The sequence below is a fragment of the Veillonella sp. VA137 genome, from assembly GCF_003992015.1.
In the GTDB taxonomy this organism is placed as follows: Bacteria; Bacillota; Negativicutes; order Veillonellales; family Veillonellaceae; genus F0422.
Genome location: NZ_RQVK01000020.1, coordinates 1 through 20,925 on the forward strand (window position 1 = coordinate 1; position 20,925 = coordinate 20,925).

At 32.6% G+C, this 20,925-nt stretch carries 19 protein-coding genes; 1 reads left to right on the forward strand and 18 read right to left on the reverse strand.

The genetic code is table 11. From position 1 onward, the window contains the following. The 5 genes from EO116_RS07895 to EO116_RS07915 all read right to left on the reverse strand — a co-directional run. Positions 1-1,304 (reverse strand): viroplasmin family protein (locus EO116_RS07895; protein ID WP_127161354.1); only part of this gene is annotated, 1,304 nt, incomplete at its 3' end. A 291-nt stretch (positions 1,305-1,595) separates the two neighbouring features. Then, a complete protein-coding gene (locus tag EO116_RS07900) occupies positions 1,596-2,270 on the reverse strand; it encodes a hypothetical protein (RefSeq protein ID WP_127161355.1) in 675 nt (224 codons plus the stop codon). Between the two features lie 19 nt (positions 2,271-2,289). Further along, positions 2,290-3,705, reverse strand: coding sequence for an AAA family ATPase (locus EO116_RS07905; protein ID WP_164726105.1), 1,416 nt, complete (start codon positions 3,703-3,705; stop codon positions 2,290-2,292). Positions 3,706-3,794: 89 nt separating this feature from the next. Further along, positions 3,795-4,439: a DUF6037 family protein gene (locus EO116_RS07910; protein WP_240629154.1), complete on the reverse strand. Its 645-nt coding sequence runs from the start codon at positions 4,437-4,439 to the stop codon at positions 3,795-3,797. 77 nt (positions 4,440-4,516) lie between these two features. Beyond that, a complete protein-coding gene (locus EO116_RS07915) occupies positions 4,517-4,921 on the reverse strand; it encodes a hypothetical protein (RefSeq protein ID WP_127161357.1) in 405 nt (134 codons plus the stop codon). A gap of 252 nt (positions 4,922-5,173) precedes the next feature. On the opposite strand from EO116_RS07915, the gene EO116_RS08725 reads away from it, so the two are divergent. Continuing rightward, positions 5,174-5,881, forward strand: coding sequence for a UPF0236 family transposase-like protein (locus EO116_RS08725; protein WP_127161358.1), 708 nt, complete (start codon positions 5,174-5,176; stop codon positions 5,879-5,881). 381 nt (positions 5,882-6,262) lie between these two features. Here the strand turns inward: EO116_RS08725 and EO116_RS07925 are convergent, their stop codons facing one another. From EO116_RS07925 to EO116_RS07985, 13 genes are all read right to left on the reverse strand, one after another. Next, positions 6,263-6,874 carry an RloB family protein gene (locus tag EO116_RS07925; protein ID WP_127161359.1) on the reverse strand — a complete coding sequence of 204 codons (612 nt, stop codon included), beginning with the start codon at positions 6,872-6,874 and terminating at the stop codon, positions 6,263-6,265. Then, on the reverse strand, positions 6,867-8,096 hold the full coding sequence (locus tag EO116_RS07930; RefSeq protein WP_127161360.1) for an ATP/GTP-binding protein: 1,230 nt from the start codon (positions 8,094-8,096) through the stop codon (positions 6,867-6,869). The genes EO116_RS07925 and EO116_RS07930 overlap by 8 nt, the downstream gene beginning before the upstream one ends. 94 nt (positions 8,097-8,190) lie before the next feature. Further along, positions 8,191-10,293 carry an AAA family ATPase gene (locus EO116_RS07935; RefSeq protein WP_127161361.1) on the reverse strand — a complete coding sequence of 701 codons (2,103 nt, stop codon included), beginning with the start codon at positions 10,291-10,293 and terminating at the stop codon, positions 8,191-8,193. Between the two features lie 569 nt (positions 10,294-10,862). Then, positions 10,863-11,996 (reverse strand): glycosyltransferase, encoded by a 1,134-nt coding sequence (locus EO116_RS07940; RefSeq protein WP_127161362.1) that lies wholly within the window; start codon positions 11,994-11,996, stop codon positions 10,863-10,865. Positions 11,997-12,030: 34 nt separating this feature from the next. Further along, positions 12,031-12,789: a glycosyltransferase family 2 protein gene (locus tag EO116_RS07945; protein WP_127161363.1), complete on the reverse strand. Its 759-nt coding sequence runs from the start codon at positions 12,787-12,789 to the stop codon at positions 12,031-12,033. A gap of 107 nt (positions 12,790-12,896) precedes the next feature. Continuing rightward, entirely contained in the window at positions 12,897-14,873 is a 1,977-nt protein-coding gene (locus EO116_RS07950) for an LTA synthase family protein (protein WP_127161364.1), read from the reverse strand. A gap of 17 nt (positions 14,874-14,890) precedes the next feature. Then, entirely contained in the window at positions 14,891-15,535 is a 645-nt protein-coding gene (locus EO116_RS07955; protein WP_127161365.1) for a CatB-related O-acetyltransferase, read from the reverse strand. A gap of 13 nt (positions 15,536-15,548) precedes the next feature. Beyond that, complete coding sequence (locus EO116_RS07960; protein ID WP_127161366.1) at positions 15,549-16,691, reverse strand: DegT/DnrJ/EryC1/StrS aminotransferase family protein; 1,143 nt, start codon at positions 16,689-16,691, stop codon at positions 15,549-15,551. Between the two features lie 13 nt (positions 16,692-16,704). Next, positions 16,705-17,199: a GNAT family N-acetyltransferase gene (locus tag EO116_RS07965; RefSeq protein ID WP_127161367.1), complete on the reverse strand. Its 495-nt coding sequence runs from the start codon at positions 17,197-17,199 to the stop codon at positions 16,705-16,707. After that, positions 17,184-18,185 (reverse strand): dTDP-glucose 4,6-dehydratase, encoded by a 1,002-nt coding sequence (gene rfbB / locus EO116_RS07970; RefSeq protein WP_127161368.1) that lies wholly within the window; start codon positions 18,183-18,185, stop codon positions 17,184-17,186. Before rfbB ends, EO116_RS07965 begins: the two co-directional genes overlap by 16 nt. Positions 18,186-18,203: 18 nt before the next feature. Beyond that, on the reverse strand, positions 18,204-18,773 hold the full coding sequence (rfbC, locus tag EO116_RS07975) for a dTDP-4-dehydrorhamnose 3,5-epimerase (protein ID WP_127161369.1): 570 nt from the start codon (positions 18,771-18,773) through the stop codon (positions 18,204-18,206). Between the two features lie 12 nt (positions 18,774-18,785). Further along, positions 18,786-19,664: a glucose-1-phosphate thymidylyltransferase RfbA gene (gene rfbA, locus EO116_RS07980; protein ID WP_127161370.1), complete on the reverse strand. Its 879-nt coding sequence runs from the start codon at positions 19,662-19,664 to the stop codon at positions 18,786-18,788. A 9-nt stretch (positions 19,665-19,673) separates the two neighbouring features. Further along, positions 19,674-20,657, reverse strand: coding sequence for a glycosyltransferase (locus tag EO116_RS07985; RefSeq protein ID WP_164726106.1), 984 nt, complete (start codon positions 20,655-20,657; stop codon positions 19,674-19,676). Positions 20,658-20,925: the final 268 nt, after the last annotated feature.

The following is a 20,925-nucleotide window of genomic DNA, read 5'->3' on the forward strand; positions in this document are numbered from 1 at the left end:
GAATTATATTCAAAATTTCCTGTTATTTTATTTTCATCAAAGAAAGCAAAATTATTCCCTTTAAATTTGCCATCTTTTCCTATTCTAGTTGTATTATTACCCAATTTATCATGTAAAATTCTATGCAAATAAAATTCCATCGCTCTAAAAAGTGGTGTAACCAGACAAGTATAATCCGGCATATACCCTGTTATTAGTGTATTAAATACTGCGGATAATAAAGTATTTCTAAGTTTTGTATCTTTATCATTGATTGGAAAATTAGGCAATAACCTAGAAAAAGCATTTTCAACCTCCAGCTTCTTCACTGTTAAAGCATGATACGTATTTAAGACTTCTATAACAGCACTCTCTGTTGGTAAGTTTTCAATCGCCAATGAAATAATTTTCTGAAACAGTAAACTCTGTTTCCCTTGAACATAAGATTTTTTACCTGCGTAGCAGTTGATAATCACTCGTTGACCGTTAAATACAAGTAGCAATTTATCTAAGTAATCCTTTGGACTAGATTCTTCCACTTTAATTTTGTCTTTAATATCTTCTTCATTTATTTCATTATTGAGTGATTCTACCATACCAAGCCAATCTTGCTTTTGAAAACCTATAAAATAGATAGATCCGTCATTATATGTTTTATACCCCTGCGACAAGAGAGCTCTTTTGGCTAATTCATCCGCTTTTTCATTATACACAATCCCACTATGAGCTTTTACATGCTCAAATTCTATATTTATCAACTTTGACTTATCATCAAAGAATTTGCTATACTCCTGCGAAATCTTGACTTTAGCCTTCCATTCTTTCGTTGCCCACTTTTCAATACCTTCATAATCATAAAAGATTTTTATTCTTTGTTTATTGCCTTCAATAGCCCATAAAACAGCTTGTTTAACACCTTCAATTTCACCTGCAATATTTCTTGAACCCATATAAGTTTTATCTACAAAAGCCTTATAGAGACTGTCTTCTAATTCATTGGTTAAAAGAATAACACCAAAACTGTATTTTTCTTTTCCATCTACATCTAAAGAATGGCTGCCATCTACAAAAGCAATTACTTCTCTATCTTGTAAGTTCTTTATTTCATGTTCTATTTTTTTATTTATTGCAGATGTTTTATCAGATACATTTTTAATTTCTTTTATATCTTCACCAGATATATATCTTATTGCTTCTTCCTCAGTAGAAAAAGATTTATACACAGCTCCTGGGAATCCTTTAACCTGTTCCTCCGTTTCGCTCCAGGTACCATATATCCCTGGGATTATACCTACTTTTACTGCATAAAATTTTTTCTTCGCCATAAATTTTCACCACCATTATTCTAAATTTTAATAAAAATCTCCTCGCTCATGTTTATATTATCCCACATTTAGCAAATAAATAGCATCTTCCCTATTGATATGATAGGCATTTTATGAGCAGGATATTAAGGATATTTTGGAGGATTTAAAACCTATTTACTCTAGTACAACCGAAGAAGCTACTACCAACGTAGTCTTTACAGCACCAATATTATTGAAAACTTCAATAAGCATTTATTTCTTAAAGAGTTTACACAAAATTTTTGACAGTACTGGTTTTACTTGAACTATTCATTCCTCACTCTCAGAAAAACACAGTCCTAAATTTGTATGCCTTTCTAAGGAATGTAACCCCTCTGTAATAAACTCCCATGAACCTTTATAACTATTATTGACTGAAAAACTAGAATATTTAATAAATCTCAAAAATTCTTCTAAGTTACCTCCATATTCTTTAGCAAACTTTATAGCCAATTCACTTTTCTTATTCTGTGGTGCATCTATAATATCATGCAGTACATGTTCTAGGTTACAAGACATATAATATATCTGATAACCAATCCCATTACATATTCCTGATGTATTTCGCCACAATGTTTCAAGATTCTGTCTTTTTCTATGATTTCGAATACTCACCATTGCTTTATCTTTATAATATATCCCATTTGCATCATATCTAAATGTTGTTTGTGTAGGTTCAACATGTATAAATGCATCATCTATATATGCACCATCCATATCAACAATATGAATGACTTTGATGACATCACGAATATTTAGTTTGGATTGTTTTAACTTTTCTTTAATGCAATTACCTACTTTTGCTTTGATAGTATTAGGTGCTGAAGAGTCTTTTGACGTAATATCTGTATACAAAACATGAGTAATTACCCTATCATTAGTAAAATAATCCACAAAAAACGTACCCAATGCTTCTTGATCCGTATATCCTTCTAGAAGAATCATAACTACTTTTTTCTAGCCATTATTCTCCTCCTGCCTCACGTAATGCAAAAGCAATTTTTTCGTTATCCGTACGTTGATATACATCTAACGGTTGCTCTCCTAAAATAATATCTCGATAGTAAAAATCTCTAACATTATTCATTGTTTTTACATGTGTCAATCGTACATACCTTTTTTTAGGATCCGTTGTTGTCACAACAATACAACTTTTATGTAAGGTTTCCAATGGACGTAAATTATGTGACGTAAAAATGAGCTGTCCTTTGCCGCGATTAGATAAAATAGTTAATAACTCTCCAAGCAGGTACTCAAATATCCCGGAATCTAATTCATCTATAGCAACAACGATGGTACGAGTATTATACACCGCAATGAGTAAACTCATAATAGAAATAATTTTACGAATCCCTTCTGACTCATTACGCAAAGGAATCGCAGTTTTCGACTTATAAGAAACTAATGTTATTGTTTTTCCCATTTCCCCATCATCTGTCAATTCACTACTTAACTCTTCCATACCAATTGTTAATCCAGGAACAATCTTCTCTAGTACTACATTCATCATCTTAATCACATAGCGGATATGTTCCACAATTGTATTTGGTAAAACTATCGAAGAATATAATGGTATTGTTATAGTACCAACTCCAACAGGATGCGCCTTATTAGCACCACCATGGATCTCTAGTGGTAATATATTTAATCCATGTAATGCACTATGTGATGTTTTTACAATAAATAATCCTTTTTGCGCAAAGTTCACTAAAAAAGAATACACCCTGCGATATAATGCTAATTGAGTTGTATTATCTTTTGTAGAATCAGACTCCAATATCCTCTGTTTAAATTCTTTAGAGAACAAGAAAGATCTAGAATCTCTTTTGATAAGTAATTTGGAAACAAGAAAATCAATTTTCTCTTCTTCATAGTTAGGAAGTAATATAGATAATATATTTTGCGGCAATCTTATTCCCTCTTTTTCACTACTTACAAGTACCCTTTTTCGTAGCGCCCCACTATTCCCTGTCCTTTTATAAGACAGCACCTCAGAATCAACAATAATACGATAGTTTTTATCATGTTTTTGTGTATCGCTTCCTAAACTTTTAATTTTGTCTCGTTTCAAAACAACATCATAAAAAAAGGTCTCTGTGTCATTCTCATCAGACTGTTGTATTTCAAAGTGTAGCTTTCCTTTATCTTGATTTATCGAAATCCAGTTTTCGTATTCATCAGGGATTTTTTCTCCTAATAAAAGATATTTCAATATCTCAAGTGCCTCAATAATGATAGTTTTCCCCGAACCATTTTGTCCATATATACCCACGAGGTTAGCTCCGCCTATATGCTTTGAAGCAAGTAAATCTATATGCCCATAAGCAACATTCTTGATATTTTCCAATGTAATTGCAGATATACAAACTGATTGTTGCACAATTTTCCTCCCAATTATGTAACTCTACTATTATTTAAATCATATAAACAAAGTTTATATTTTATTTACACAAAAAATGTTCCCTCTCATCATATACTATTTCTTTTTGCCAACCTTTCTAATATTTCCTTATCACTTCTCTCATCCTCTGGGTTACTAGAAAAACAAAAACTAATTGTTTCATCATCTTTGAATATCTCATATAAGGCATTTCTAAGAATCCTTGTTTTATTAGAATTATACTTACTTCTTTTCTTTCCATCTGCATTTCGTTTGACACACATACAATATATTCGATTTGGATCTTCTGAATCACTCAAGCTTAATGATCTTACCATTGCCTTTTTTTCTAAATCAGTTTTCTCTCTTCCTACATGATCAGGAACATATTGACCAAAATACTTCGTAAATTCTTTTAAAACATCTCCAAGATTCGCCGCATACTCTATCCCAAAATATTTTCTTACAACTTTCACATCCATAAATAACTGCCGACTATTAGCTTCACACACCAAATGATTAGAAAAGTTGTCTGATTGTATAAACTCAATTTCAAGCAATGCATAGGGATTTTTCTTCGCTTCTTTTCTAAGGAACCTCTTTGCCAAAACAATATATTCAATACTCTTATAGAAAAAAAGGAAACTGTCAATAATCCAATCATGTTTTTCCATATCTGCTTTCAATAATTTTAGGTTTTCAAGCATATCTAACCCATTTATCTTTTTATCCATCTCTTGATTCCCCCTTTTATTTCCTCTTAATCCTTGTAATCATATGCAGATACAATTCCTCCGCCTACAATCAATAGTCATAATATAATTTCTTCATATGTAGGTACAACACCCCAAATCACCATATTCATCAAAATAGCAAATCCGCCATAACTACTGTTGACTGCCATTGCACGACTAGCCCCAATATTATGAATTGATTTGTAGTAGAACATATACGATAACGCTCCACAAGTAGCGGCTATCCACAACCATTGTACTTTATCTGAAAGCAATCCTCCTACTGACCATATAAAGAATCCACCTATCATCAGACCTATAATAATGATGAAACTAGCTAAGGTTGAAGATACTTGTCTAATCCTTAATGCGCTGGTATCTCGTAGTTCATTAATAATTTTTTCAACTTCAATACGGATTGCTTCATTAATAAGATCATTTACTGGTAATGCATTTAATAAATTTGTATTAGTATTAGTCATGAGAACTGAACCTTCTTTCTGTGATTTTTATTTGACACTTAAATCTTAAAGAAGTTCAGTTCTTTTTTTAATACTAATTAAACATGTTTACACAAAATATTTTACACTGTCAAAGGAAACAGTATTAAAACGAATTATGTATTCCTATTCATTTTACCATTAGTATATGTTAGTGTAAAATGTTTGTGGGAAAATAAAATAAGAAAAGAAGGTCATCCTTTGTTACAATGAATGTATTCATACCTCCATCTTATGGAATACTTTTCAACATTAATTGATAGTATAGCAACCATGATGCTAGAAGGTTTTTTCTCTAAATTAGATAATAAACTCTACAAACTTATTAAACATGCCACATCTATGAGTTATGCTAATGCAGCAGATAGATTTCATCTATTTAGATATATAACAAAGATTTGTGGAAAACGAAGTCGAAAAGAGGTGTTTGCAAGCTTAGAAACCAATGATAAAGCAAGATTTGAAGCCTATGTAGAAACAATGAAAGAAAAGTATCCGCATCGTATGAAACAGATTGTAGCGGGTGCTACATACATTGAGAACCATTGGGATTACGCACGGGCTAGCTTACTTAGATCTGATATTCGTAGTAGTACAGAGGTTCATGTGAGTCATATTTTATCTGTACGCCTGAGCTCGCACCCACTAGGATGGAGTAGAAAAGGGGCAGAAACAATCGCTAAGCTACGTGTATTAGCTGATAACAATGAATCTATCCAAGAGTTCGTGATGAAAGCGTACAGAGGTGATACCTTCAATTATTTCGATAATGTAGAAACTTCAAAGGTGCTATCTTCTGTGAAAGCAGCCGCTAGGAAACAGTGGAAGCCATATCCATACATTACGTACTCGCTAACACCTAGAACTGGAATCCCAGGAGTAGAAAAGAAAAGTAACGGATGGTTACAAGCAATTAAATATGGTGGACGCAGGATTCTTTAGTAACAAGGAACCCTCTTTTAAAGCTAGGCAATTATTTTTCCCACAAAAACATGACACCGTCACTGACTCATTTAAGATTGACATCCCTCAATAGTAAATGTATAATTGAAGTACAAATTGGGCTATGAATTCCAAAACTAACTTTATATTATCCTTTTGGATAAAAAAGAAAAGGCGCTCCTGATTGGAGCGCTTTTTATTATTTCTTATATAAAATAGGGACTATCTCATGTATCTCACTTATGTCTCTTATTATTTCATTATATTTACATTTTTATACAGTTATTATATAAAAGAAACTGAATAGATTAACTGCTGTCTCCAAAATTTGATAAAGAGCCACTTACTGTCAATTATATAACCCCAGTCGACCCTTACTTATCATGTATCCTCTCGTAAGCTCAGACATAGTTGCCCTACATTAGTACACTGAGTATGATATGAAACTTCACATACATTTTTTGTATTTTTAATAGCTTGATTAAAATGTGCAGCTATTTTCCTTAATTGTTTCGCATCACCTTTTTTATATTCCTGCGACAAATATCTTGATAACTTTTCTTTTAATTCAGCTGACGAAAGTACAGCTTTAGTAATTGGCTCAAAATGCGCTAATAGCCATACTTCAAAAGCAGAATTAGAAAAAAATACCCCTATACCTTTACTCTTTGCCTCTTCTTTAATACTATTAAATTCCTCTTCCGTTAACCTATCTTTATCTATGACAATACCTTTAGATATGAGATTTAACCTATTATCTTTATCTATGACACCCCCTTTAAGTTCAGGATTTAACCCTTTATTTTTATCATGTTTCCAAACCTCACTTGCTCTATGGATAATTTGTGCTCCACAAGGTTTAATCTTTTTTATCTTCACAGCACTACAACGGTATTTCTGTGTAAATTCTGATATATAGCTTTCTTCAGTTTTCCCCTCAGTTATAATGTAGAACACCTTTTTAGTTCGCTTCCCTATTGGTTTTCTACTCATACTCTACTCCTAACGCTTCTGCAATAGCAGACTCATTGATAATTTGATCAGCTCCATAAATCCCTTGCAAGTATCTTCGTTTATATGTATAATCGCGACTCTTCAATGCCACATCATCAAAATCGAATAAGCTATATAAATCGCTTTTCCCAAATCTATCTTTCTCTACAAAATAGATTTGGTCAGGCCGTAGCTGCTTTTCCATTAAATCAAATGAATGAGTAGTTACTATAAATTGACTTCCTAGATTCCATTGATTAAATAATTTTAATAACACTTCTGTCAATTTAATATGTAATGATGCATCAAATTCATCGATTAAGAACACTGTATTTCTAGCTTGTTCTCTTAATATATAGACTGCTAGTCGCAAAAATATTTTAGTGCCCGCACTTTCCTCTGAAAGGTTCAAAACAAACGTATCACCATCTACTCCTTGATGGGTGCAATATATTTCTGCCACGCGTTGTTCTATAAACTCACCTGCAGTAATGTCTGCATCTTCGCCGCTCATCTTTACTGAAAGCTCACTAGGCACATGATCGATACGATCGCGTACCTCAATATCTAAAATATTGAAATCAGCAGCTTGTAAAAATAGTATAATTTTTCTAGTTAATTCTTTATTCTGTTTTAATTCCTTAAGAATTAATGGATGGAGCTTTTTAGTATTTGGAATGATAACATCAATAACAAACCATTCATAAGCTTCTTTTGCTTCTAAAATATTATTAGTTTGAGTAAAGAATAATAATAGTTGATTTTTTCGTATAGTCGAGCATAACGGCATTAATAATTCTGGCAAAACTAGTTCTTCACCATCACGCGAAAAAATGATATGATTATTTACTCGCAAAGACTCTCGTATAACCCTATCTTCAGTATATTCTAATTCGTAGGTGAAATATTTATTATTTTTTAAGAATTTTACTAAAAAATATGTTGGTTCTGAATTACCCGCAAAAGTATCTGTCAAAAGTCCTTCTAACTCAGATCTGGTTGGTTGCAAAATAAGTGCCTTTAACAAGTGAAATACATAAATTACATTCGTTTTACCATTAGCATTCCCACCAAAAATAAAAGCAGATTTTAAAAGTCTCGATCGTTTAAATCTATGTGTATTAGTAGTGCCATATGATCGTAATCTAGCTCCAGTTTCCATAGAAAATATAGTTCTATCATAAAATGACCTAAAATTTTCAACTTCTACCGATATAAGCATGGATATCTCCTCCTTAAAAACGAATTTTCGTTTTCTTCAGTATATCATATAGAATCTAAAGTTACTACTAAGTTATATTGGAAAATAAAATAATTTAATCTACACTTTCTTCCCAGTGAGCTTTAAAATGCTCCTCAGCTCTATGTTTTATAAATATCTTTTTTACAAGTTCTATAATCTCATCTCTATTCTTTCCATTTGGATCATTTTCTAGATCATCTATAGAGTGAGAATTTACATTAAATAACTTTTCCGCTTCTTTATTGCCACCAAATAAATCATCAATACAGTTAAATTTTTTATAAGTTTCCAAAATACGACGGATTGGATTTAGCATATAATCAGGTTTATCCTGTTCGTATAGCCATTTTACCTCACTCCACAATCCATCATAACTTGTTTTGATATCACTATCTTCATTATTTATCAAAATAACATCCGATGTATTCCCCCTCTTAATTAGACGAATTGTCACCTTATTTTGTTTATCTTTTCTCCACCATTGATATCTAGTATTAATATAAAAGTGTGCATTATGAGTTAATATAAAAATCTGAGAATCTGATGAATTTAATAGATTTTGTAATTCACTAATTATTAAATACTGTGCTGTATCATCATTACTATTCATGGGATCATCAAAAATTATAACTTTCTCCCTTGCAGATTGATTATTAAGATTTTTTAAATTATGGATAAACCACAAAAAAGCTACTATATTTTTTTCTCCTGTACTAAGAGTCTCTGTTCTCCTAATTTCCCCTGAATAATCTCGAACTATATAGGCGCCTTTTTCTCCACTTTTTTCACTTTTTTCAAGTGTAAAAGACTGATTTCCTAACCCCTGTATAGCCTTGTTAATAAACTCTGCTGCCTTACCTTCATCAACGGTTTGTAATTGAAGAGTCTTTACATCTTCTCTTAACTTATCAAGATCCTCCTGTTTATTACCTAGCTCCTCTTTTAATTCTTTCAGTTTAACATTCTCTGCTTGTAATTTCGATTTTTTCTCTACATGATTGAATGCTCGACATCGCTCAGCTACTAAATAATTTCTAATTATTACTTTAGCTTGTTCTTTCAATATTGATAAACGATTAACTTCATCATAATTAGTCTTATATAGTTCTTTATACTCCTTACCAAATAACTCAAGCTCTTTCTGCTCATATACCTTTACTGCCAGACATGGTAAAAATAAATTTTCTTTTTTGTACTGCAACTTCTTCTGTAAATCATCCAAAAAAAAGTATGCCTTGTCCTTTATAGATATAAGTTTTTCGTTCAATTCATTAACTTTTTTCTCATGTGTTAAAAGAAACTGCTCCTTTCTGATTGAAGGCAATTCCTTTACATATATTTTTTCCTCTTCAATCAATTTCTCACACATTAAAATCTCTGCATTCAATTGGTTAACAGTATCATTAAAATAGTTATTTAGTTCTAGTTTTCTAGCTTTTGTTAACTTGGCACCACAGTACAAACAGCATTCTGTCTCTTTGTGTAAAGAAATACCATCTTGTACCCAAATTCTTTCTTTTGTGCTATTAAATACTAACTCTATGCTTTCTATCACCTCCGTTAATAATATTTTATTTACAGTTTTTACAAGTTTATTAATCTTATCAAGTGAATACTCATTTTGGGCCTCAATCTTTATATCACGTTGTTCATAAATTTTATAAGCTTCATCCACTTCTTTTTCAGAAAATTCTTCCAGATTGTTAACATTTCTCTCAAAATCATTTTTATTATAATTACTATCTACTAAGGTTCGATTATTGACTTTTATTTCACTAGCACTTTTTTTATAAAACTCTGTTATTTCCTTTTCAGCTTCAGTCACAACATTTTCCTGTTGATTATACCTTTTCTTTAAATTATCTTTACCATCTAGGGTATCCTCAAGTTCTGCTTCAAGTTCTTTAATTTTAGGCTCTAATTCTTTTATTTGCTTTTGTATCTCTACATTTTCTACACCAAGCGCTATTAAATCTAATTTCCCATAATCTGCAATAATTTGCTCATATCCTTGAAAAACCTTAATCTCATATTCGTTAGCGTATTGTTTTTTAATACATTCTACAATGGATGATTTTCCTGTTCCATTTTTACCGAAGATAAAGGTCTTCTTTTTTATATCTGATAACTTTGTTTTACTAAATCGATCTTGGGGTAGCACCAATTCTGTAATCATCTTAATACCTCTCTCAAATATTTTGATTAAAACAAACGTACATCTAATTATATATTATACAACTATAAACTTCTGAAATCAAAAACAGAGCGATTGATCGCTCTGTTATAATTAATGGTTCTTTTATTTCTTCATCTTTAATGGTAGCTCCATTTATGTACTAAGAATATTTCTCCTTATCCCTCTCTAGACTTAGCCTAAAAATTTCACTACATTCCATTTTTAAAGGCTTTCCATATGTATCTTTGCATCTTTCGGACTTGTAAATGGATGCACAATCAGTCCTAATAAAGCTGTTTTCATCGTGCCATTTTTCTCAGTTATCATTGTTAAATGTTTACCTAACTTTAATTCCGTCTCTCTTAAACTTCTAAAATGATTTACACTAATCCTTGTAATCATTCTAAAAACAACTTTTTTATTCTCATTATAACCATAAATACTGGTATCTTTTTGTGCATCAAAAGGTTTTAAGCTTATTCATTAAAATTCACCTCATAAATTAAGCCTATTTATTCCAATATTGATGACTTACCTTAAAATTATATTATTTTCTAATATGCTATGTATTACTTTTTATCCAAAACCCCTCGAATTAGCGCCTCATGGCTATATGCCTCATTAGCCTGTTCCAATGCCACTTTAGTTTCTGCTCTTTTCATACTTAGCAAGTTTACCAAATCTTGCATAGCATTTATAATATCTACTTCTGCCAACGATTTTATCACACAGCCGATTGGAAATTTTGCTAGTACCTCAGGATTTAATTCTGGAGATACTAATACTGGTTTATGATATCCAATTGCCGTAAATAGCATAGCTCCCCAATGGTATCTATATCTCTCAGCTGCATACGGCATTGCAATAGCATCTACAGACAATAAAGCATCTTCCCAATCTTTTCCAATCAAATTTTCATGACGGAATACAATATTAGGAATATATTTATATTTTTCTATAAGTGAATTAAATAATGCTGTATCCTCAGGCTTTGCAGTGGCACCTTGTACTGCTAATTCAACAGGTACTGAAAACTTTGCATGTATAAAGGCTTGTATAAATGGTTCTAAGTTTTTTTCTTTACGAAATTGTCCAAAAAAACCTATGCGTACTGGTCCTTCATGATTTTTTGTAGGCTCAGTAGTATTGAATACAGGCTTAAAGACCGGTGGAGATACTAATTGAACATTGGTTAACCCACTATTAGCAAAATCATTTCGTAATGTAATGACATGTAAATGAATATTCTTATACGCTTGTATTCGTCTAGCTTGCTTTTCAAACTTAGGTTGTTCCTTAGGATTGATGCCATGAAATATAATATGTACAGGAACTGGCGAATTTTTCAATTCACTTCTCAGCAAAGATTTAATATAACGATATGTTGCTGTAGGAATGATTATGGCATCACAAGCACCTTGTTTTGCTAATTCATAAGCACTATTAAACCAGGCCACACGTCGTTTCTCACGTTGTAAGGATCGCCAGATTTTTTGATACCAAGTTGCGCCAGCATACGTCACAACTTCGCCTCCTTGTAACTCATGAACAGGTACTCCATAATCTACTTTGAAAGGAAACTTTTCTGGCACAAAAAACATAGGTTCATGTCCTTGTTGCTTCATTTCATTCACAAGGATTCTATCAAATTCTACTTCATGACCAGCTGGCATGATAATACTTTCTAATATAGCAACTCGCATGGGAACTCCTTACCGCAACCTTATAATACTTTAATTACAACTTACCATTGGATTTATATAAATAATACAACTTCACATATTTTGTCATGGTGTAGAAATAATGGTTCACAGACAAGACCCATCCCATTTTCCCATCTAAAATACCACCTTGTAAAAGATACATTTTAATAAATGCCCAGAATGGCCGAAACACAATATCTTTCAAAAAGGAGACAGATTTATTAGCCTTTTTATATTTTTCTGCTGATAAGGTTGTATATTTGTTTAATTTATTAAAATATTGTTCCCAATTATCGTAGGTGTAATGATACATAGGTGCTGTTAATTGTTTCTTATCATAAGGTGTAATAATCGCAGGATGAACATATCCTTCTACATAGGAACCTTCTTTGGGCATCAAACGGCATACATAATCTGGACGTAATACTCCATGAGTGGCTACATTATGATGAAAGCGATTATGCCGTTGTATCCAGTAAGCTAAATCCTCTCCTTGTATAGCTAATTTAATTTCTTTACATAATTCTGAACTACACCGTTCATCTGCATCAATAAAGAATATCCAATGACAGCTAGCTTGCTCTATAGCAAATGTTTGTTGTGCTCCCCAATCACCATTCATTGAACGATTCACTACTTTTGCTCCTAATACCTCTGCAATGGATACTGTATTATCTTCACTACCATCATCGATAACAATCACTTCATCAGCAAAAGGTTGGCAACTTTCTATACAATCTTTGATGTTCTGTTCTTCATTTCTCGTTAAAATTAACACACTAACTGTATTCATAAACTTCCTCTTTATCTATCCACATATGACAAAGACTATCACCTTACGTGATAGTCTTTTATTCATTCTTTATTGTATCAAGTTTACGCCTTGTATTCAACAACAGGTTATACATAATGTCGAACAATAGCCCCTGTTACTTCCATATAGGCTCGTTGTAAAGCAACTATATCTTTTAAATTATAATCATATACAGGAGTTCCATCTAACGTCTCTACACGTTGATCTTTGAAGAACCCAATGTGACTATTACTGAGCCAATGATATGGGGTTACAATAAGCTCTTGTGCTTCAAACAACGATGGAAATAAGCTTACATATTCATGATTTTTAGGTGCCACTAATTCCATGATAGTTGGCAAGATATTCATATGCGAACCAATTTTTAAATTAGAAAACATAGAATGCTCTAAATTCTTTTGATACATATAAAAGGAAGTCCCTATATCTTCTCTTAAGCTTTGTTGTCTATCCAAACCAGTCCATGGTTTTGTTAGTATTGTAGAATGATCTCCTGTAACAAAAATTAAACTATCTTCATACTTTGCTTGCAACTCTTTAACAAATTGACTTAAGTAATGATCACAATACCAATACGTCCCTAGTTCATTTACTTCATGTTGCAAGTGTAAAGGAAGTTTCTGTATAAATTCATCTTTGTTAAACCCATATTTTTCAATTGGAATCGTATACGGTCCATGATTCGAGGTTGTATAAATAAAATGAAATTCATAGCTATCTTCATCTTTCTTTTCTAACTCTCGTCCTACGCTCTCTAAAAATAAATGGTCGTATACACCTAACCAAGTATGTGGTGGATTTTCTGGCGAGATATCAAATCCCGAATGTACGTGATGAAACCCGCTACCTTTAGCAAATAATCCTAAACTAGACCAAGATAATGACCCCCCATACCATAATGAGCATGTATACCCTAATTCTGAAATTTGTTTCGCCAACGATGTGGGCAACTGATGATTCCAAAAATAAGACTTTTCATTTAGTTCTAAATTAACATCATAAATACCGTTCAACATAGAACTAATTGATGGTTGTGAAACTAATCCACCTGCTAAAAAATTATCAATACTAATTGTATGGTTTTGCGAACGTATCTCCCTACCACCTTCTACAATAGGAATCGCCTTATATGCTTCATCAAAAGCAAACTGACAATAACTTTCTTCCACGATCACAAATATCTTTTTAGGTTTTTCAATCTTTGGCCCAGTTGTATGTTTTCGTAAGGAACCCCAAATTGTTTCTACTAAATTACTTTCAACCTTAATCAAAGGCTTTAAGGCTTCAATAGACTCCGCATCACTATGCTCTAATATTTCTTGTGGTTTTGCACGAATAGCTAGTTCAAACGCTATCAAATCATCGATACAAGCCTTAGCGAAAAACATATCTCGCTTAACTACTTCAGGTACCGTATCCCACTCAGGTTTATTACGATGCTTAAATGTGCCTCCATAACGAAACCAGTAGTATACGACCACCGTGGCTATGACAATTACAGTATTGTATACATAGTATATATACCTCGAATAAACTGTCGGTACAGCAATTGTACCTAATTCTAATATCCAACTAAGAAAACAGTACATCCCTATTATATAAATAGGCAAAGATAACAAAATCCACCATCCATGATTTTGGTTAAAGAAAATATCTATTAAGTTTCTTTTATCGGCATTCTTTCCCAATCGTAGACTAGAATTATAGGTATCCCTGTAATGATAATAAAAGATTAATTTTCCTAGAAATGCTATATATACTACAAAGAAATATAAAGTTCCCAAAAATACTCTAATAAGATCACTATACCTATCAAAAAATTCAATACCTATGGAAGGTAATGTTACTAGTAAAAATAAAAATAGTAATACATAGGCATTAAAGTCCATGCCCCACCAAAATCCATAACTAAAGCAGGACCACCATTTCTTTTCTTGCCCTTTGTAAGTTCGGTTTGGAGCAAAAAAATAAATAAATAAAAATCTAAAAATAGCACACAGTACCGGACTTAAAAGAAAAATCTTTATATCTTGTTGTAAGCCATGTAAAATTGAAAGCTCCATAATCCACTTCTTTTCATTTATATATGCTTATATCGCTGAATAAAATCAGTTACATCAGACCAATATTTCATACTTTCAAATATTTTTTCATTCTTCCAGTTCCACCACTCCATACTCAGAAGGTCTTCAACAATGTCATCAGAAAACCTTTGTTTTACTACTCGATTAGCTCCTACTACAACCGTATAGGGTGCCACATTCTTTGTAATAACACTACCAGCACCAATAACTGCACCATGACCGATCTGCACGCCACTTCGAAGAACACTATGCGCACCAATCCACACATCATTTCCGATGATAATACTTCTAGCTGTACAAGGCATATATTTTTCATCTGCCACAAATACACCGTAAGAGCTTACATATTCAATATTATGTCCATTTCCTACTATATTTTGACCAACTCCAATTGAACAAAAACTTCCTACGGAGTGAAGTTCTGGAGATTTTACAAACCGATATCCATATGTAAATTTACCTACTGGAATACCTACATATCTATCATACCAATATCTGCATAAATTATCTTCCCATCCATACTTTTTTCTAGAATGTTTATAAAGCCATTCCGGTGGGTTACTAGTTCCTCTTATCTTTCGTATTGTTTCTAAATATACACTTTCAAACTTACTAATACCATATTCCTCTAATAAACTCATAGATACCTCATGTCTAGCATGCATTAACAAACTCTACTACTTTATTAGCAATCATCTCCACATCATCTTTAGTAAGATGCATATGAAGTGGTACCGTAAGAATTTTATTTGACATAACATGTGCATTAGGACATTTTCCATGATCATATGCATACATCTCATATTCTGTATTGTCACGATAGTGAACGCCTGCATAAATATCATGTTTTTGTAAAAACTCTAATAAACCATCGCGATTATCTACGGCTATTTCATAAATATGGTACGAACATTCATCTGCATATGGGGCTCCAATAACTTGTATTTTGGGCTCCTTAGCAAATATGCCATCATAACATTTGGCTAATTCTCTACGGTATGCATTAGTTTCGTCTAAATATTGTAGCTCTACAAGACCGATGGCTGCCATAATAGAGTTTCCATGATCCTTATAGCCCAAATACTCAACATCATATTTCCACTTATAAGAGCCTTTTGTTCCACTATTACGAGCATATGTATCCTTATTGATACCTAACCACGTTAGTTTACGACACACTTCATCATAATGTTTATCTTTAAAACAAATCATTCCACTATCTGCTGTTGGCAAATTCTTAACAGCTTGGAATGAATAGACTGTCACATCAACACCATCCCATGTGCCAGGCATAATACCATTTACACGAGTACCTGACATATGAGCTGCATCAAGAATTAGCTTAAGATTATGATCCTTACAAATTTTAATAATCTCATCTAACTTGCCAACACGTCCACCATAGCCAACAAAAATAATGGCCCTAGTTTTTTCATTAATTTTTCTTTTTACATCTTCTGGCTCCAAACAAAGATACTCATCAACATCTGCAAAACGAGGCACTAATTTCTCATATAAAATTGCATGGTTTGTAGAAACAAAGGTAATCGGTGTAGTAATTACTTCATCACCATTCTCCCAACCATTCTCTTTTTTCAAAATTTCAACTGCTAAATGTAGTCCTACTGTTGCAGAGTTTAAAAAGTGTGCTTGCTCATGTCCAGTATATTCTTTCCACTTATCTTCAAATTCTACGGTTTTAAAGCCAAGGCCTGTCCATCCAATTTCTAAGCATTCACGAATTTGCTCTAAACATTCTTCTACATGATACTTAGGTTTTAATACTTGAATTGTCATTTGTATTACTCCTTTAAATATTCAACTCCATATGAATTATCTTTCTACCATTAGAAGTAGATTCACCATATTCATGAAATCCACAAAATTTATAAACCTTTATTGCTGCTATATTATCTTTAAACACTTCTAATTTTAATCGTTGCAGCTCTAGTTTTTCTCTTGAGATATCAATCAAATGATTTAAAACATACTTACCTAACCCTGGTGAGGTATATCTTGTTTTATCTACAATTAACCGTCCAAATTCACCAATATTATTAGTCACATCATAGATAGCAGCAAAACCTAAAGGCATTTCATCCTTCTTAGAAATAATTGTATACATATAGTCATTACTAGTATTCTTATATCTATCATACCATCGTAATTGTTCTTCATAAGAAATCTCTTTTTGATAAATAAAGTTTTTGCGATTTTCCTCTTTGTTTCGTAACAATCGTAAAAACTCAATATCACTTTCTACTAGTTCTCTAATACATACATCATGAACTATATTGTTTTGCATTTATACTCTCCACTTAGAACATGTTGCCACCATTCTTTGTTATCTAAATACCACTGGATTGTTTTTTTGATTCCTTCTTCAAATGATGTTTTAGGTAGCCAGCCTAATTCATTATGTATTTTAGTAGGATCAATGGCATACCGCAAATCATGTCCAGGCCTATCAGTTACATACGCTATTAAAGATTCATCCTTTCCCAAAATAGAAAGAATCCCTTTCACAACACTAAGGTTTGTACGCTCGTTATGTCCACCTATATTATAGACCTCACCAACACGACCTTTACGAACTATTAAATCAATCGCCTCACAATGGTCTTCTACATATAGCCAGTCTCGTACATTCTCCCCTTTACCATATACAGGTAATTGTTTATTTTCTAAGGCGTTTGTAATCATCAATGGAATTAATTTTTCAGGAAAATGATAGGGTCCATAATTATTTGAACAACGTGAAATTGTAACTGGCAAACCATACGTCCTATAGTATGCTAATACTAGCAAATCTGCTGATGCCTTAGATGATGAATATGGACTAGAAGTATGAATTGGCGTTTCTTCTGTAAAAAACAAATCTGGTCTATCTAATGGTAAATCCCCATATACTTCATCAGTAGAAACTTGATGAAATCGTTGAATCCCATATGTACGACAGGCATCCATAAGAACTGCCGTTCCTATCACATTAGTACGCAAAAATACTTCTGGATTTTCAATGCTTCGATCCACATGTGATTCAGCAGCAAAATTAATAACTACATCTGGTTTGTACGTTTCAAAAATAGTATAAATAGCTTTTCTATCAGAGATATCTGCCTTAACAAAAGTGAAATTTTTCTTATCTCTAATAGGTGCTAGTGTTTCTAAATTTCCTGCATATGTCAAAGTATCCACACAAATAATGTGGTCATCAGGATACGCATTCACCATCATATGCACAAAATTACCGCCAATAAATCCAGCCCCACCAGTTACAATAATATTCATATAGGTACAATTCCCTTTCTATGCTTCCAAGACAAATGTCAAAGTATTCTCAACATCTTTAAAATACATTGCACTACTATCCTTGTCAGATAATATAGGTTGATCCACCCCCCATTGAATGTTAAGGGTTGGGTCATTCCATCGAACCCCCCCTTCTTCATTAGGAGAGTAATAATTATCCGCTTTGTACATAAACTCTACGTGATCTGTTAAGGTCAAAAATCCATGTCCAAATCCACGAGGGATTAAAAACTGTTTATGATTGTCCTCACTTAACTCAACTGCATACCATTTCTTATATGTAGGACTATTCTTACGTAAGTCAACAGCTACATCTAATACAGCCCCTCTAACACAACGAACTAACTTTGCTTGTGCCGCATCACCATATTGAAAGTGTATACCTCGCAATGTTCCTTTCACTGTAGACGAAGAGTGATTATCTTGTACAAAATCATAATATAATCCTAGCTTTTCCATGGCTTGCCGATTCCAAGATTCCATAAAAAAGCCTCTATGATCACCAAATACCTGTGGTTCTATAATCACTAATCCTTCAATTCCAGTTTCTATAACTTTTAATCCCATAAGAAATTTCCTTTATCCTTGAATCTGACCATGTGCCACACGCTGTAAGTGAATACCATATTGTGACTTCCCATATAATTTAGAGTTTTCCAGTAATTCCTCTTTAGTAATCCATAGGTTTCTATAGGCAATCTCTTCTAACGCAGAAATAATAATACCAGACCTTGTTTGTATAACACGCACAAACTCAGAAGCCTCACTAAGTGAATCTACCGTTCCTGTATCTAGCCATGTATAACCTCTGCCTAAGGTTTGAACTCGTAACGTTCCTCGCCCTAAGTATAATTTATTAAGGTCAGTAATTTCTAGTTCACCTCGAGCCGATGGTCTTACTTGTTTAGCCAATTCACACACATGCTTATCATAAAAATATAGCCCCGTAATTGCATAATTTGATTTAGGATACTGCGGCTTTTCCTCTATATTTTTAACAATACCATTGCCATCGAATTCTACCACACCAAATCGTTCAGGATCTTCTACATGATAACCAAAAATCGTTGCTCCACTCTTCAAGTTAGCCGCCTCTTGTAATTGTTTACGTATACCTGCACCATAAAAAATATTGTCCCCTAATATCATAGCACATGAATCTCCAGCAATAAATTCTTCGCCAAGAATAAATGCTTGTGCTAATCCTTCTGGTGCTGGTTGTACCTTATATTGCAAACGAATCCCATATCGACTACCATCACCTAACAATCTTTCAAAGTTAGGTAAATCTTGTGGGGTAGAAATAATTAAAATATCTCGTATTCCTGCTAGCATCAGTATCGACAGAGGATAAAAAATCATTGGCTTGTCATACACTGGCAATAATTGTTTTGATGTCACTAGTGTTAATGGGTACAATCTAGTACCGGAGCCACCAGCCAATATAATCCCTTTCATAGTAAACTCCTATTCCTTTGCTAATATGCATGCTAAACTATACACTAAATTATATTCACTACTTATTAATTTACCACCTTCATGAGCAATTTTATTTCGCTCTTTGCAATAATTCATATAGTATTGAACTTTTTGAGCAATTTCAATTTCATCATGATACACATCAAAATGAATGCCTGCTTGCATTTTTAAATCACATATATCTTGGGCATCGCTTAGTAAAAAATTGTGATTACCCATGACTTCAAAGGTTCTACAATTGTAGCAAGTCTGTCCTTCCACATGTATATTAAGATTTATTTTCGCACGTTTATAATAAGAGATTACATCTTTAGGTAGTAATACCCTATTTTCAATACACTTAGCCAAATACGGATACTTCATAGAAAACTTAAGTTTACCAATTATGCGTTGATGCCAATGATGATCATGCCATGCACGACCAAATACAACCATTTTATAACCTTTTTCATAGGCTACTTTGGCAACCGTTTCTAATATCGCCAATCTCTTTTTTGAACCCGCTATCGTTCCTATAAAGAATATATCTATATCTTGTAAATCTCCATCATTCCTAGGACTATCATAAAACTCTGGACCTGCAAATAATGGCATATACTTTGATTTGATAGAGTATTGTTGTTGTAATTCTTTAACATCCTGTATTTCAAATGAATATATTTTAGAATATAACTTAATATGTTTTCCCAACGTATTGATATCATACATAGTATCCCATATCCACAATCTACAATCTACTCGGTCTGCTAGCTCTTTTGTAATAAAAAATGAATGATTATCAAATCTAAAGTCATTTAAAAATAATACGATTTCTATGTTTTCTTCTTCTATTAACGTCAGTAATCTTCTTCTTTCAACTTGCACAGACTGATTATAGTTTAGCTCAAATATATATGCAGTATTGCCTAGTAGTTTAGCCACTTCTATTAAACTATTAGAAAATATCATACTATTTCTATGATTAGTAACCATACAAATTTGCATTCTCACAACTCTCCCTATTGTATCTCAATAATTCAGAAAATTGACCTCTGTCGTTTATGACACGCCATTTTACTATTATGTTGCAAAAATTCATTGTCAAATGATACTGCTTCATCCACCGAATCAAATTCTAATATTTCTTGCTTATCAAACATACGTAGTTCTAAGTCCAATAAATTTAGGCTCTATAATAAATGTTGGGGTGACACCACTACGGTGTCACTTCCAACATTATTTTTTTGCAAAAAAATAAGCA